General features: G+C 56.7%; 9 protein-coding genes and 1 pseudogene. 1 reads left to right on the top strand and 9 read right to left on the bottom strand.

Annotated features, from left to right (window positions below; all coding sequences use genetic code 11):
• Positions 1 to 182, top strand: a pseudogene (locus ASD63_RS35860) (hypothetical protein); the annotation flags it as partial.
• Here ASD63_RS35860 and istB read toward each other — a convergent pair.
• The 9 genes from istB to ASD63_RS06830 form a co-directional block, all read right to left on the bottom strand.
• Positions 169 to 945 carry an IS21-like element helper ATPase IstB gene (istB, locus tag ASD63_RS06870; protein WP_060528914.1) on the bottom strand — a complete coding sequence of 259 codons (777 nt, stop codon included), beginning with the start codon at positions 943 to 945 and terminating at the stop codon, positions 169 to 171. The pseudogene ASD63_RS35860 and the gene istB sit on opposite strands and share 14 nt — an antisense overlap.
• Before the next feature lie 12 nt (positions 946 to 957).
• Entirely contained in the window at positions 958 to 2511 is a 1554-nt protein-coding gene (gene istA / locus ASD63_RS06865; RefSeq protein ID WP_060528918.1) for an IS21 family transposase, read from the bottom strand.
• A 507-nt stretch (positions 2512 to 3018) separates the two neighbouring features.
• Positions 3019 to 5376: a hypothetical protein gene (locus ASD63_RS06860; RefSeq protein WP_060528913.1), complete on the bottom strand. Its 2358-nt coding sequence runs from the start codon at positions 5374 to 5376 to the stop codon at positions 3019 to 3021.
• On the bottom strand, positions 5373 to 6752 hold the full coding sequence (locus ASD63_RS06855) for a DUF2357 domain-containing protein (RefSeq protein ID WP_244497220.1): 1380 nt from the start codon (positions 6750 to 6752) through the stop codon (positions 5373 to 5375). The genes ASD63_RS06860 and ASD63_RS06855 overlap by 4 nt, the downstream gene beginning before the upstream one ends.
• 122 nt (positions 6753 to 6874) lie before the next feature.
• The gene (locus tag ASD63_RS06850) at positions 6875 to 8893 is read right to left on the bottom strand and encodes a hypothetical protein (protein ID WP_060528917.1); all 2019 of its coding nucleotides are present in this window, start codon (positions 8891 to 8893) and stop codon (positions 6875 to 6877) included.
• 33 nt (positions 8894 to 8926) lie between these two features.
• Positions 8927 to 10318 (bottom strand): hypothetical protein, encoded by a 1392-nt coding sequence (locus ASD63_RS06845; protein WP_060528911.1) that lies wholly within the window; start codon positions 10316 to 10318, stop codon positions 8927 to 8929.
• Entirely contained in the window at positions 10290 to 13442 is a 3153-nt protein-coding gene (locus ASD63_RS06840) for an AAA domain-containing protein (RefSeq protein ID WP_060528910.1), read from the bottom strand. Before ASD63_RS06840 ends, ASD63_RS06845 begins: the two co-directional genes overlap by 29 nt.
• Before the next feature lie 716 nt (positions 13443 to 14158).
• Positions 14159 to 15220 carry a hypothetical protein gene (locus ASD63_RS06835; protein WP_156624118.1) on the bottom strand — a complete coding sequence of 354 codons (1062 nt, stop codon included), beginning with the start codon at positions 15218 to 15220 and terminating at the stop codon, positions 14159 to 14161.
• 13 nt (positions 15221 to 15233) lie between these two features.
• A complete protein-coding gene (locus ASD63_RS06830; RefSeq protein ID WP_060528908.1) occupies positions 15234 to 15623 on the bottom strand; it encodes a hypothetical protein in 390 nt (129 codons plus the stop codon).
• Between the last annotated feature and the right edge of the window lie 134 nt (positions 15624 to 15757).

Raw genomic sequence — 15757 nt, 5'->3', positions numbered from 1 at the left:
AGATCTGGGGCACGATCGCCGTCGTCTGGACGACCATCACCATCCTGGTGCTGAAGCCCGGATTGCGGATTTCGCTAGATCGGGACAGTCATTTCAGCAAGTCGCGGACAAGCGTTTCTCTAAGTCGCGGACAACGGGTGCGATCGAATTCCGGTTGCCTGGTTGCTGTTACGGGTGATTGATTTCGGTTATTTCGCCGCCGGTCAAGAGCGTCGGCGTTTTTCGTTTCCGCATGCTGTCGCCTTCGAGCGTTATGCGGTGAGCGTTGTGAACAATACGGTCCAAAATCGCATCAGCTAAAGTGGCCTCTCCGATCATTTCGTGCCAGGCCGCCACGGGAAGCTGAGCCGTGATCAGGGTCGATTTCCGCCGATATCGTTCCTCGAAGATTTCTAGCAGATCGAGGCGCTGTCGATCGTTCAAGGTGTGGGTTCCCCAGTCATCCAGCACCAGCAAGTGAACGCGCGCAAGCTTGTCGACGAGGCGCGGAAAGCGTCCATCGAGTCTGGCAAGTGCGAGATCCTCAAACAGCCGCGGCATACGAACGTAGAGGACTGAGTAGTCGAGGCGGGCCGCCTGTCGTGCGAAGGCGCAAGCAATCCACGTCTTTCCGGYGCCTGTTTGGCCGGTTAGGATCAGATTCTCGTTTGCCTTCAGCCATGCACCTTGCGCCAGAGATAGGACGTTCCGGCGATCAAGACCGCGGTGAGATCCAAAATCGATGTCTTCGATCGAGGCATTGGCAAAACGAAGCTTTGCTGTAGCGAGCCTGTTTGTCAGCCGTCGGTCTGTTCTCACGGCGATCTCTCGGTCGAGCATCAACCCCAACCGTTCGTCGAAGCTAAGGTCGTTTCCATGAGCCTGCTCGATAAGCTCGCGATAGGCGGTCGCCATCCCGGCAAGACCAAGCGCATTCATCTGATCCAGTGTTGGATGTGTCAGCATCTGATGTCCTCTTCATTGGTAGTAGGTTTTGCCGCGGATATTGCCGTGCGGCGGCGCCGGCTTCACAGCCTCGCTCATGGCCGGAGCCTGATCGAGACCAGATCTGAGAATGTTGGCGACAGACGAATAGCTGAGCGCGTTGATGACCAGCGCCCGCTCGCAAGCCAGCTCCAGCCGATCGGATTCGTAACGGCGCGCCAGGGAGAGAACGCCTTGAGCGGATCGGTAGCCCTGCTCGGGGTGTGGGCGATCGCATAACAGACGTTCGATAAAGGTCGCCGTATTGGTCCCGACTTTCGCTGCTTCCTTGCGCAATGTGTGGGGTGTCGTGTTTGCGTAGCGCTGGTGAGCCTTGGGCATATGTTCATTGACGGTAATGTGGCCCGAGCGCTGCGAGCTTCGGATGTGGCTGGCGACACGCTTGTGGTCAAAGAAGATCTCGACTGCCCGATACGTCAACCTGATATCGACCCGTCTTCCGATGAGACCGTGCGGCACGGAATAGAACGTCTTGTCGACGTCGACATGGTAATCGGGATGGACCTTGGCGACCTTCCATTCCGCATACTCAAACGGCGTTGAAGGCAGCGGCTTGAGCTGGGAGCGCTCGACTTCATCGAACAAAGCGCGCCGAGATTTGCCATATCGCCGCATCGTTCGGGTGTTGAGGTCCTCGATCAAAGCGCTGATGCGGATATTGAGATCGACAAGGCTGAAGAAACGGTCGTTTCGAAGTCTGGCCAGAACCCACCTCTCGACGATTAAAACCGACCCTTCGGCGGAGGGCTTATCTCGAGGACGCCTCGGGCGTGCCGGCAATATTGTCGTATCGTAATGATCGGCGAAGGCTGCAAATGTCGCATTCAACGTCGGCTCGAACCAAAGAGCCTTGGCCACCGCAGACTTGAGGTTGTCGCAGATCGTGGTCTTCGTCACGCCACCGAAGTAACTGAAGGCCCGTTGGTTCGCTTCGATCCAATCCGGCAGCTTTTGGCTGAAGCTGGCATAAGAGAACGTCAGTTGTGACGCGCTTAGCACCGCCACATAGATCTGCGCTTCGCGGATCTCGCCGGTAGAGGGATCGATGATCGGGATCGTATGGCCGGCATAGTCGCATTCCATCGCCACGCCACCAACGTGACGGCTGCGATAGGTGGGCTTGGCTCGGCTTTCGTGATCGGCAAACCGGCAGCAAAACCACGTATAGCCATAGCCATCCGGATGGGCCTCACGATATTCCTGCCATAACAGATTGAGCGTCACGCCTTTGCGCTTCAGTTCACGCGCAACCTTCGGCCAATTCGGCTCATCGCTATCGCGCGGAGGTCGCCCCATTCGGCGGAATAGTCGTTGCTCGAGAACATCGTCCTCGTCCAGGCCTGGTGGAAGGGGCCAGACCGCAAGCCCGGCTTCCCGCGCCCGCAGCAGATACGTCGAAACCGACGTCTTGCTCATCTTCAGCCGTTCAGAAACGGCGCGTATCGACAATCCCTGCTCGAACGTCAGCCGCAGGATCGATCGGATGTCCTTCACGTCGGTATGTCTCGCTTGCTTCCGTCTGGGCATCATGTCCTCGCTCAAAACACGAGGGCAAAGTGCCAGATCGGCGCTTACGAAAATCGATCTAAATCCGCCGCTATGCCTGTCCGCGACTTAGTGAAATCGCTGTCCCGTACTTACTGAAATCGGTGTCCGCGACTTACTGAAATCCTTGTCCCGTACTTTGTGAAACCCGCANATGCCTGTCCGCGACTTAGTGAAATCGCTGTCCCGTACTTACTGAAATCGGTGTCCGCGACTTACTGAAATCCTTGTCCCGTACTTTGTGAAACCCGCAGCCCGGATCCTCATGAGCCCAAACAATCAGGGTGTCACCATTCTGGACAGGCTGCCCTGCACCACCTGCCATGCGTGATGGATTTGGGAATGTAAGTCGGATTTTCTCCCACTGCGAGGCTTTCGTAGGGCGCGGCTCAGCACCTCCAACGTGCAGCTCGCAGTTCAGTTTCAAAAGGAATGTCGTCATCCTCGCTCCAGCACATGGACAATTTCGGTCGTAACTTCCCACACAGGCTATTCGTCCACATCCCCACTTTCGGAACCGCTATAGATGTCAAGCAAAAGCTCCGGGTTGGACCCTTCACCACGCAGCTCGTCCAGAACCTGCTCAAGGATGCGGACGTATTTTGCCTGCGGTCTCGCGCGATCCTTGTGCCGAAGGTCACGAATCGTCTTTTCGACACTCCTGGCCAACTTGTCAGCTATAGGGTCTTGACCTTCCACGAGCGCAAACGGCTCGACAACACGCCAACGCAGAAGTCCGACCAAGAGCATGGGCGCATATTGGAACCTAGTGTAGGTTGAACCAAGGTTTTCCTCGAACTCCCTGAGGACGCGTTTGGCTATCCGCTCAACATCTTTTCTAGTCAGCAGCCGCGGGGCCGTCTCAGATCGAGACAGAAGGAACGCCATTGCAGCGGTTTCCTTCTGCCACTTCCATACATCGATTGTCTTCCCCAGGACTTTGTGAATGGCTTGGAGCTCGATGTTTTGGTTGCTGGCTACACGGCCAAGGCCCTGGTAGGCGAGTTTCCAATGGGCGCCCTGAGTGAGGATGGGATGTCCACGAACCTCCTTATCCCATGCGTCAAGCAACCAGCCCGACACCTCGGCGGGGCACCGGCGAAATTGCCACGTCAGAAAGCGGAAGGATTGGGTGCCGGTTCCTCCGCCCTTCAGCCCATGGCGAACCTCGTCAAGTGCTCGCTCGACGAGTCTATCAAGCCGCGAAATGGACCCGGCGTCGACCTCAGACGGGATCGCCCCGTCGCTCGAAATCGCATACTTCCCTCCTGGTCGAGCGGAAAGCCGGTTTGCCAGCGCGGTCCAATCGACGACGGCACGATCCACGTTCTTTTCCAGTAGTGTAAACAACCCGTCCCCCCGCGGGCTGTCGTTCCAAGCGTCGATGCCGCACGCGAGCACCAGGCGGCCAGGTATCGTCGGCGCTGGCTTTTTGAAGCCTTCGAGCAACTCGTCCCATTGTTGATTGAGTTCGCTTGCACCATCCCAATCCACATGGAATTGGTGGCCTAGCTTCTGCGATTGGACAAGTATTTTAGCGCGGCCGGAAGCCGGGCTCTGCTCAACCCAGAGCTCCACGGGAATGGTTTTATCGACTTTGACGCCAATAATCACCTGGGCTTTGCGTGGAAGTTCGGCCATCTCCTTTTTAAGGAAAATCGAAAACCGATCCTGCCCAGCTTGGATTGCCAAGCGAGCAGGCTTTGGACTTCTGTATACCTCGCCTGCAGGAAGGGTTTCCTCTGAATCGACGAGATCAAAATTCTCTGCAGCGCCGCGACGTTGCACGATCGTCGATATCTGCGGGAGAAAATCGAAATAGACGGGATCGCGCTTGCTAAGTCGCTGCGCAGCGTACAACGCTCCCTCAGCCACGGAGTTCTCGGTGAGCATATGGATATCTCGACCAACGCTCTTGGTGACCGCTGAATGTAGCGCCCGTCTAACGGCTCCGTGAGAAAGCGTTTCCAGGAGGAGAACATCGCAGCCGGCGATCTCTGCGCTGAGGCTCGGCAGGTCGGATATACGACTGATATCCATTGAAACCGGCGGCTTCAAAATCTCCCAATCACCATTGCTTCGCCGAACAACTTCGGGTTCCGCAGGAATACCAAGTGCAAGCCGGCCGTTGGCACGTGCCCAGTTTAGATGATCTGTCCGATCGCTGGAAGACGCAGCGATCACAGCTTCCTTCGCCTGCTTGGCCAAGCTCCGATAGCCCCAGTCCGATCTTATAAGCTTTCCAACCGATTTTCGTTCAGGTGCCAACACGGTATCGCCGTGGCTTCGCTCTCGCCGGATGCGCAGCCGCTGAACTGTAAGCCCGTCAGAAACGTGCGAAATCACACCTACGGTTTGATCCTCTGTGAGGGTCCCGTCCTCGATGGCGAAGAGGGTCGCCAGCACCGAACGCCAAACAAGAAGCGGCGTCGCAATCTTCGCCTTTCGCAAGGCTGTAAGAAGACGCTCTTGAAGCACTTCGCTTGTGTCGGAGTGGTCATCCAGGCTGGCGACGCCAAATCCCGCAAAGGATGACATTCCCTTCAAGGCAGCCGTCAAATGCACAACGGCCGGATCTCCGGTCAACAATTCGGCGACGCTGAAGCGCTTTTCGGACGCTCCGATCGTTCCCCACCCTGTGCCAAGACCATGAGGAGCAATAGCGGCCTGCGCACCGCCGACCAAACCTCCTTCAGCTTTTGCTCCAGTCTCCACCACGACGCCGAAAACCCCGCCCTCGACGATCGCTAAGGGGACCTCCTTTTCATCGCCATCAGGAAGAATGACCCAGTTCCTGGCCGCAGTGTCCCGCCATCCATTAAGATCGTAGCCGCAGAGCTTTTTCATGGAGTATTCGCGTAGATTTCGCTGCGGGCGAACGTGCGGATCGCATCCAATCCTTTCCGCAATCCCTCGCCGGAAGCCTCAAGCGCTATCCCGTCAACCCGCGTTCTGCCGCCGTTTGCCAAGCAGGATTCGAATATCCCGTGCGATGGCGTAAGGATCAGACCGTTACGCAAGACCTCAGTCTGGCTGAAGGATTGAATCTCGCCCAAGCGCTCGTTCGCTAGCTTGACCGCATCATTGAGATCCAGTCTTGCCATCGCGTGAGGGGTCCACACCGCCACCCGTCGGGGCAGACCTCCCTTGTTTATGTCGGATATTCGCAGCGAGACATGCGCACGCGTCAAGGCCAGCAACCGACCCGGCGCCTCCGGTCGAGACTGCACTTCCACTATGCGGCCAGTATTTTTCAGCCAAAAGACGGCGATAGGACGATCCTGTTCAAACCACCTACCAAGGGAAGCTTCGGAACGCCAAACAATAGGCGACTGAGCGACGAGCTCTGCTTCTTCCAATTCGCTCAACGCAAGCACAACAGCAAGAACCGAAAAGTCCGTCCAAGTTTCAGCTTGCCACGCCCACAGGTCATCAAGGACCTTGTCTTCCTCTAGGAGACGGCGCCACGCTTCATAAATTGCGTTGTAACTGGGGTCCTGCATGAGGACGTAGTTCGGAACCACACCGGCATCTGCGGTGCTGACCTCAAGGTCAGCGAGCATCTGGGCAAAGGTCTTACAGAACCGCCCGAAGTGTTCAACCTGCGCATAGCGGCGGCTGGTCTTGGCTCGCGGATGTTCCTGCATCCATTCACGGGCGACCTGGAATGCCAGCTTGGCATAGGAGTGAAGTACCCTGTTCTCCGGGGTGTCGAAGTTTTCCCGTCGAACGGTTGCCAAGATGCGTTGGCTTGAGCCAGCCCTCTCCGCGATGGTCCGTCCAGGCTGGCGAACCAGCCAGCGCATGGACGCCCGGTCCATTTCCTGAACGCGATCCAGCGAAGTCAGCTCGCGAGTTCGACGGAGAACGCGTCTGATCCTTGGCTCTAAGGCTTTCAGGCGATGAAGAACATCCTGCGCTTGGCGCACAATCTCGGCCATTCGCGGATCTTCTTCGTTTTCGGCACGCTCCCACGCTTCTCGCAGCCGTGGCCAAACGTGTAGTGGATCTTCAAGCGCCTCTCCAAGTTCTTGCACTCTCGCGAGAACTTCATTCATTCGGCGGAGAAGTTCCCTCGCCCGCACCTCTTCAGGCGTCTCATGCTCCTTTATGCCACGAGGACGGATCGGAAATCCAATCCGGTCTGGGCGCTGAGCATTCACGCTCTTAGGATATGGATGAAGGATAAGCTCGATCGATCCATCGTGCAGCTTGGCCGCCATGAGCCGTGAGTGACCGCCGTTCTTGGGTGCCTCGCCGCGAACCTCGCTGACCAGGCAATCATTCGGGCCGAATCTGGCGTCGGCAATAGCTCTGCGGTCCCACGGCCTACCGAGATGGAGCATTAACGCGAGACCCCATTCCACACGAACTGTCCAGAGCCTTCTTTCGCCGAACGGATTGATTCCTCGACCGCCTTCGCCAAGTGATCGTCTTGCAAGGTATCACCTACGAAGCTCATGAGTTCGGAGAAGGCATGATCGTTTCCATCCTCGACTTCAATTCCCCGCAGCTTCGGCAACAGACGCATCTCGACCTGATCGGCGAGTGGCACACGGAAGTCTTGTGCGCGTTCGAAGGAGGAGTAGTTGGCGACGTAAGCCATAATTGCCCGACCGAGACGGTGGCCGAACGGCCGTTTGAACCCTTTCATCAAGCCCACCATACGGTCGACGCTCTCGGTAACCAGACGCTCGTTTTCAACGGCGGATATAGGGCGCACCCAAGAGCGCCAACGAGCGGCTGACAAGGCCTCGGATTCAGCGATTGTACCCTTCTGCGACGATGTACGGATCGTCGTCGGGGCTGAAAAACGCAGAACATTGGCACGATCGACCACTTTGTCGGAGAGAGACTGTGTGCTTTCGTCCTCATTCATCGTTCCCGCGAACAGCAAATTGTACCCTGGGAAGATGCGCGGAGCGTCCATGCCCCGCGGCATTGGAATCTCAAGCTCAATCTCCGCGTCCTTCCTCAACGATTTGTCGGCCACGCGGCTCATGGGCGGGCGGCTTTCAAGACGGCTCAGGAAGTCCGAGAAATAATACTCGACGCGAGCGAGGTTCATCTCGTCAAGTAGGATCATCATCATCTGATCCTCGAACTCGCTCTTTGCATTATTGAGAACATCGAGGTGGTATAGCGCTCGCGCCATGTCAGTCGGACGATATCGCTTCTCAATATAATTGTAGAAGCCCATCAGATCCTGGGGGCTGTCCCAACGAGGCTGGACCGGGACCTGCAAGAACCCAATGCCCATACCGGCTGCATACTGTCGTGGGAGCTGGCTCTTACCTGTACCCGAGATGCCAGCAAGGACCGCCATCTGGGTCGTGTCATTGGTTTTCATGGCTGTGTGGAAGCCGTAAACGATCCGACGATCGTAGTGTAGCCCGCTCTGATCCAACCGCTGCAGTACGCGCTGTATTGCGTCAGCCTCGTTCTCGGGAGAGCGATCTTTCCAGCTTCGCATGTGTGCAAGCACCGGCGGCAGGGTGGTAAGCTCCTTCAGACGTTCGGCGACGGCTTCCTCGCGGCTAGGTGCATCCTTGCCTCCTGTCTCGGCGACATCGTCTTCCATCCGCGCGACCTGCGCCATGAGCGACGAACGGCGCTCTTCCAGGGTCGTGATCGCGCTCTCAACCGAGCGTAACCGCTCCTCGGCGGCAGCGATTTTCGCCGCCGCCTGTGTAAACTCAGAGTGCGCAACCGCTATTGCCTGGCGTTCGGAAGCGAGATTTTCCTGAACCTGAGCAAGCTCCACTGTCGCCGCCTGTTGACGGCCTTCGGTCCGCGCGAGGTCGCGGCCCATCTCGTGGGAGAGCGCTTCAAGGCGTTGAACGCGCTCTTGGGCTTCGCTGAGTTCCATCGCTTCTGATCGCATCTCGGCAATCTTGGCCTCAAGCGCGGCCTGCTCTCGCTTCATCTCGTCGTTCAGAGCAAACAGGCGTTCGGCGGAGGCAAGGCGGTCGTGCACGGCATCGAGATCAGCCCGAGCGGAGGCAAGCTCAGCATCGATCGCTTGCTTTTGGATGATCTCGGCTTCCATTTCCTCTCGCAGCGCCCGGATTTCATCCCGCCGCTCGTCTTTCTGAAGCCACTCCGCGTTTAACTCATCGAGCTGGCGCTTGGTGGCATCATAGTCCGCCTGCACATCGGCAATGTTCGCGAGAGCCTTTCGCCGCTCTCCCAACTCATTTTCGATGTCGCTTAGCGCCATACGCTTGTCGGCAAGCGCCGTCTCTAACGACTCTAAGGATCGCATAGGGCCCGCCGCGGTCACTGCACGATCGTGAAGAACCGCAAAGCCGGTCTGTACGCCGATCAGAGCAAGAACGGCCAACGCAGCGAAAAGGAGGATCAAGATGTTTCCGGTTAGCATATCGAGGCTTTCTAATTACGGCTTATCGGGCTGGGCCACGTTTGGCTCGCTATCGGACGTCGGCTGATCGGGAATTGCTTTAGCAGGCTCAGCCTTCTTAGCGCCGGACAAGGTCGCAATTTCCTGGACGAGTGCACCCTTTCGACCGTGCAGATCGGCAAGTTCAGCTCTGATCGAATTGAGGTCGCTCTGCCTGAGTTCAAGCTCCTTTGCCAATTCCGCATGGCGGCCCGTGAGTTCAGCGACAACCTTTTCCAATACTGTCTTCTCAGAAGCCGCTCGATCAGCATCCGCTTTATCGATACTGATCTTTGCCTTTGCGGCACGTATATCGGCGAGCTCCGCCTTTACCGCATCGCGCTCGGTCGAGGCGGCTGCGATCTCCGACTGCACATCACTCAGTTGGGCTTTCAGGACGGGCAACGCTTTTTCCGCTTCCGCGACGGCGTCCTGGGCGGCTTTACTTTTGCCTTCGACCAACGCCACGTCTGCTCGGATGCGGTCAGCCGCAGAAGCCAAACTTGCCAAATCTCCAGTGAGAGACGCCTTCTTGGCCTCCAGTGCGCTGACTTCCTTAGCAAGGTCGCCGCGGCTGTTGTCCTGCCGGATAACTTCAGCGTCAATTCTAGCGGCAGAAACCTTTGCCTTCGCTGCCTGATCTTGCAGCTTGGCGATATCGGCGTCCAAATCCTGCGACGCGCGTTGTTTGTCAGCCAGGTCCTTCGTCATTTTTGTGATCTGGGACGCCAACACGGTCTGACGTGCTTCCAGATCCGCGACTTCGCGTTGCTTGCCATCGAGGTCTTCGATCTGGCCGTTCAACCGGACGATCTCAGCTTCTCTATCGCGACGGGTCTTTTCGATAGATGTCAGCGCTTCATCGGCGGTACGCTTCTTGTCCTCTGCCTGCGCGACGTCTTCGTTCGCTTGATCAACCTTGGACTGGTTGGCAGCTATCTTCTTCTCAAGCTCGGCGATTTGCGACCGCAGCTTCGCAAGAGATTTCTCGGCTTGCGCCGCGTCAGCGATTGTATCGGCAGCCGCCTTTGCTTGTTCTTGGCTCGCCCGCAGCCTATCTGCGCCGTCGGATAGCGTTGTGGTCTGCTGTTTGATCTCTGCACCCAGGCGATCTCGTTCGGCAGTCAGGTCAGCAATGGTTTTGCGAGCGCCATCGGCTTCGACGCTGTGCTGGGAAATTTCCGAGAGGATAGCATCTCTTCGGCCAACGGCCTCTGCGCGTTCGTTGTTGAAGCGCTGGATATCGGATTTCACGGTACCATACTGACGCTCCAAAGCGTCGACCTGGACCAGCATGACACCTATCGCAGCCGCCGAGAGCAGCGCGAGAGTCAAAGCGATGTAGCTAAACCGCCGCGATTTACGAAAGTTGTTCTGCGACGCGCTCAATGCATTTCTCCAGGTCTCTTTCTAGTTCATCCACCCAAAAGCGCTGGACCTTCCAGCCCAACGACTTCAATTGATGGTCGCGCCAATGATCGGCGAGCTTTCTTTTGCCATCGGTGTCCGCGTGCCAATGGCGACCATCGACCTCTAGGTCGAGTTTGGTGTCACCGCTTCCGAAGAGCGCGAAATCAAGGCGACGCCCTGCAACTTCGAACTGGGGTATTGGGTTGAGACCGCGTTTCCTCAGCGCAGCGTCAACGATCCGTTCCCAATTGCTGTCAAAGGTACCCTCGCCGACACGACCTTTCGGTTCCGTTGCCGCTGCGGCCAGTCTCTGCAGGCTCCGAACCTTGCCAGACCTCGCATACGTCAGATCGCCAAATACATGAGCCACTGCTCTCGCTCGGCTGATTGCAACATTGAGGCGGCGCCAATCCTTTTGTAGGAAAGTGATCGCGCTTGTGGCGCTCGAATGTCCCAAGCAAGGTGAGAAAAGAATCAGGTCCCTTTCCTGGCCTTGGAAGCTGTCAACAGTCCCAACACGAAGCTCCGCCTTTTCACGGAGCTCCTGTCGTAGTTCTGCGTGGATCGCTTGTTCGAGAGCATAGACTTGGGGTCTGAATGGAGCGATCACGCCAATCGATCCGGCATACGACTGCTCCTCAAGAAGCAATCGAAGGTGTTTTGTGATCGCCACGACCTCGGCACCGTTTACATTTCCGACCATCGGAGCTGTCGGTGATGGAACGTCATTCCACGCGATACCTGGCTTCGACCCCCGCGGCACCTTCAATTTGTCCTGGTCGCCTGCGACACGGAGCTGACCACCGTAGAAGTGCTCATTAATGTAGCCAACGATATCGGCGGCGGAGCGGTATTGATCTCGAAGCATGACCTTTGCCGCGCCCGGGGTAAGGTCCGCCAAATCGAAGAGCGACCGGCGGCTCTGAGCGAAACGACCCATTTTCGATATCGGCAAGTCTTGGGCCTGCATCAGGTTTCGGTCGTGCGCGATCCCCAATTGGCTGATGAAGGACAGTTGTCTGTTATCTCCGACGACGACGGCGCGTTTGGCACGAGCGAATATCGGAAGAGCAGATGCGATATCGCACTGGCTGGCCTCGTCGAAAATCGCAAGATCGAACAGGCTTTCGGTGAGAGGAACCCGTCGTGCCGCGCCTAGCACTGAAACCAGCCAGAGTGGACGATGGCCGACCACGTCAACAGCGAGCGACGGAGGCAATGGGCCGGAGCTTTGGGCAAGTTCGAGGTTGGCGAGTTCTTCGCCCAGGCGACGCCGGTCAACCTCAGAGAGGTTGACTTTTGAAGCAAGCACCGTCGGCAATAGCTCCCGAGCGAGCTCACCGATTTCGAGAGTGATTGCCACTGGATCGCTTCTGACCTCGATTTGGGCCAATTCAGATCGAAGCTGCTCCAACCGCAACTTCAACGCGGCAAGTCTGCCCTTGTCTCCGAACGCCCCGTTTGTGCGCTCTTTCTCTCGAAGTCCAATGGCGCGAAAAAAAGCGGCGACCAGGCGGCTCAGGAAGTTTCCTTGCCTCGCAACTTCGATCAACGACTCCGGTTCAGCAACGATGCCTTCCTGAACCTCGATCCGTTCCAACAGCTCTGCGATTGCACTGTGAAGCCGCGACTGCTCGTCGATTTGATCAAGGACACGGGTCCGGTTTTGAGCAAGAGTTGAAAGCTTTGACCGGACGACGCGATCGGGGTCGGCAGCACCTTTGCTTGGTTCGCCGATTAACTGCCCAAGGACGTCATCGAATGATTGATCTATCTCTCGGGAAGGATCCAGTGTCCTGACTAGGAACGGAGATTGGGGTGCGATTCCGCCAAGTCGGCTCTCGACAGCATCGAGCGCCTGATGGTTCTTTGATGCGACCAGCACGCTGCCCCCGTCGGCGAGAACCGATGCGGCAATTGACACGATTGCCTGACTTTTTCCTGTGCCAGGCGGACCTGTTACGACCGTAAGGGGCGCCGCGAGAGAATGCCGAACGGCATCGATTTGCTCCTTGTTCAGATCGCCGGTGTTGATGACCGGAGTAGCCCTGACAGGCGCGGGCGCCTCCAATCCAAGGATAGGCGCGAGCGCTGTCGAAGCCAGCCTGTTTTGCGACCATGCCGCAATCGTGTCCAGGTCGCGCACAGCGCCTGCGGTGAAGGTCGTGTCCGTCGGCAGGAAGAGAGCGGCGATATCATAGATGCCAACGATGTTGGGATCGAGCTCGATCCGCATCTGTTGCCCAGAGATTGTTCCCCGGAACGCTCCCGCAACGGCCTCTTTCAAACGGGATAGAAAATCGTCGCACCGAAAACCCAAGCCCTCGGCTTGGGTAAACACCTCACTAAGGCCAGCCTCTTTCCAGTTCGCGCTTCGAGCAGTGCCCTTGATCCAATCTGGGTTTGCAACAATGTCGTCCGTATCGATCGATACTTCAAGATGCGTTACGCTTCGTGTCCACTCGGCACTGATCAGCCCGACGGGCCAAACGACGGGCGTTCCTTGCTTCTTGCCAACTGCTATCGGCCAACCAACTGCCAGGGTTTGCTCGTTGGCTTCGCGCTTAACGAGCGCTTTTCGAAACTCGTCCGGCAAGTCTTCGAGAAGAATCGAAATCGTGAGGACCTGGCCGTCATCGGGCGTCAACGGACCCAGTCCCGTGAACAATTGCCACTGCACGCCATGGCGGTCTTCGACTTGGGAAATCGCCCCCCGCGGGTCAGATCTCAGGGCAGATCGATAATAGCGCAGCAGCGCATTTGGGTCGAAAGAGACAGGTTGCTCCGTCGCCTCGACATCATTGCCTTTCGCACTCGCACTTCGAAAAGTAGCGTGCACGGGACGTAGCAACTGTTCCTCAGCTACCGACGTGTCGATCCCCGACACAGGCGGTGGCTTAACACCTTGTTTTTTATCGTTCCCGATGGGGCGCCATCGCCCGTCGCGCCCCTTGCTGACCTTGCCTGATGAGGCAAGGGCTGAGAGCTCCGCATAGATTTCGGTCCGCCTGCGCGGGTCGAAATCGACGTCGAGCAACGCAAAAAGCTCGTTCGTCGTCCGACCTGTCGGAAAGGCCGAAATTGTCCGCAACAGAACCGACATTGAATGCTATTGCCCCAACTGCGCTCAAGACACGCAGAACCCGATCGAATGAACAGTCCCCAAGCTCGAAATTGCCATTGCTGCAGTTCAAGTCAACTAGCCACAACCTTAAATACTCACCCTTTTTCAGGGAAACCACTTATATTTAAGGAAATTTGGATAAACCGTGTTCTTCTCGTCACGGTCGAGCCTTCGACTGGGGAGATAACGAGGGTTCCATTAGGGTGTCCGGCTCTCTGATCGACCTCGCGAGAGCAACGCCTGGACCGTGCTGGGGTGTCGCGTCTGTGAAAGTCGCCCCTTTCTGCTCAAGGGCGCGGCGCACCTTCTGATCGCATCGACAAGGACGTTGTTCTCGCCATTCTCGATTCGCACGACTATTTGCCGGCTGACTCCTGCGTTGCGGATGGCTGAGCCGTCAGTTGACGCCAGGCGCTGTTCACGCGGCTCAAGGTCCGTGCCCCTGTTGACCGGCGGCGACCCGCGCAGAGATTCGAGATCGGGAAGACTTGCGGCCGCCGAAACGCCGGTCGGATGCCGGACCACTCTCAGGTTTGGATCGTGGCCAGCATGTGGCCCTCACCGAGTCCTTTGGGCTTCTGGGATGGTCTGGAAGGCCTCAAAGAGGACAGCCGAATCCTTGTCTCCGTTGAAATCAAGGACTTCGAGGCCCACCCGGACGTTCTCGCCGTCCTGACGGACCTTGGTTAGCCTATTCAGGCCGACGCGATGGAACCTTTAGGGTCGGGCCGTCGATGGATCCCGCCTGACACGTCAACAATTGATCGTATCTCCTTCAACAGCGATCTCTTGTAGTACCAGGCCACAATGAGCAACAGTCCAAAACATGGAATGCCGAGCGCAAGTATTCTAATTGCGCTATGGATATCAATCGGATCGCGGAAATATTGAAAGACACTCAAGGACATAACAAAGACGAGTAGCGGGACACTGGTAATGGCGTATAGACGCATAACCGGGGCAAAATGCTTTTCAGGTGGGATGGTGGTGTTGGAGCGAGCAGCTTGGAGTATGCCATCGAAACTATCAGCTCGAATCTTGTTGAACCCCGGTGACATTTTCCTATCTGGAGGAGGGGTTAAACCGGGCCAGTCAAGAATCTTTCGTTGCGCGATGGGATCCATTTGGGCGAGTAATATCGCGTTGTAGTCAGCTTCCATCTCTGCGTTCAAGAGGCCTGGGCTATGAGGCGGTCCGGAGAGCACCCCACCAACAATCGTGACGATTGTTGTGTACCATGGAGAGCCATAACCGAGCGCAATTGCGGCTGGTAAGAAGATGCCCATTGCGAGGAATCTGCTTACCTCAAGATAGAGTCCCCGCTGTCTGTTGGCAGTTCCTATGTGACCGCATTCATGAAGAAGCCAGAAAAGGCGAAAACTACTCGCTTGAGCTGGCAGAAAGGGAATGATTATGAATGATTTGTAGTTGCCGTGTTGGATCGCAGCATAGGTTTTGTATTTTTCGATGTGAAGAATGTCGTACTCGAAGGGGCAGTCGGCACCTGGAAAATAGTCCGAAAATGTAAATCGCTGCACCTTGCCACCGCTCTTAAGTACAGAACGCAAGTGTGAGAGTGCCGCGGCATCGCGCTTTTGCAAAGTCGCTGCCCAAATGAGCTGCGAGTTGAGGAGGGCGAAGAAGACACACTGGGCCACGAGATGTGGCGGATTGCTCAGAAAAAGTGCCAACCCGATAACAAATGCTGATGGATTCAGCATGCCCTTGGCGAAGGTAGCCCCTGTGAAATAGAGCACTCCCCTCGCGATCCTATTCACGCTGACGATCCTTCATCACCGTGTAAAGGGTTGTCCTGATGGCGGTTTTGACGGTGTCTTCTTTCAGACCTTCGAATACATTTACGTTCTCAGCTATAAGTCGGTTATAGAGATCGTTCGCCGCTTCCTCTTGTCTCTTCGTTACCCACAAATCGTATGAGGATTTGATGATTGCGAGTGCGGCGGCGATTAACGGCAGCAAGGCCTGCGCGTACGCTACGAAATCCTGAAAATCGACGTTGACTTCAAACTCGCTTGTTGGGATTTCAACCGGTTCTCCTTTGGCGACCTTATCAATGGTTTCGTCATCGAGCGCCTGGAGCTCGGGCTTCAGAACAAAAAGAACCTGCTTGGTATATTCGAGGTCGGTTTCTTCACTCATTGAAGTCTCCCACAGATGTTTGGGCCCTTAGGGTGGTTCCTTCCAGTCGGTCGGTTCCAATGGTGCGATCCGGCTTCAGAGGCATCTCCATCGACCACCCTTCGACGTCACACCTTCCTTTCTTCCTTCCGCGG

The organism is Ensifer sp. Root558 (assembly GCF_001427045.1).
Taxonomy (GTDB): Bacteria; Pseudomonadota; Alphaproteobacteria; order Rhizobiales; family Rhizobiaceae; genus Ensifer; species Ensifer adhaerens.
Note: the sequence above shows the minus strand (reverse complement) of the source record. Positions and strands in the feature narration are given on the sequence as shown.

Bases quoted from the DNA above. Each gene is read 5' to 3' on its own strand.
- ASD63_RS06860 (WP_060528913.1), bottom strand. From the start codon at position 5,376: ATGAAAAAGCTCTGCGGCTACGATCTTAATGGATGGCGGGACACTGCG.
- ASD63_RS06830 (WP_060528908.1), bottom strand. From the start codon at position 15,623: ATGAGTGAAGAAACCGACCTCGAATATACCAAGCAGGTTCTTTTTGTT.
- istA (WP_060528918.1), bottom strand. From the start codon at position 2,511: ATGCCCAGACGGAAGCAAGCGAGACATACCGACGTGAAGGACATCCGA.
- ASD63_RS06840 (WP_060528910.1), bottom strand. From the start codon at position 13,442: ATGTCGGTTCTGTTGCGGACAATTTCGGCCTTTCCGACAGGTCGGACG.
- ASD63_RS06855 (WP_244497220.1), bottom strand. From the start codon at position 6,752: ATGGCGGCCAAGCTGCACGATGGATCGATCGAGCTTATCCTTCATCCA.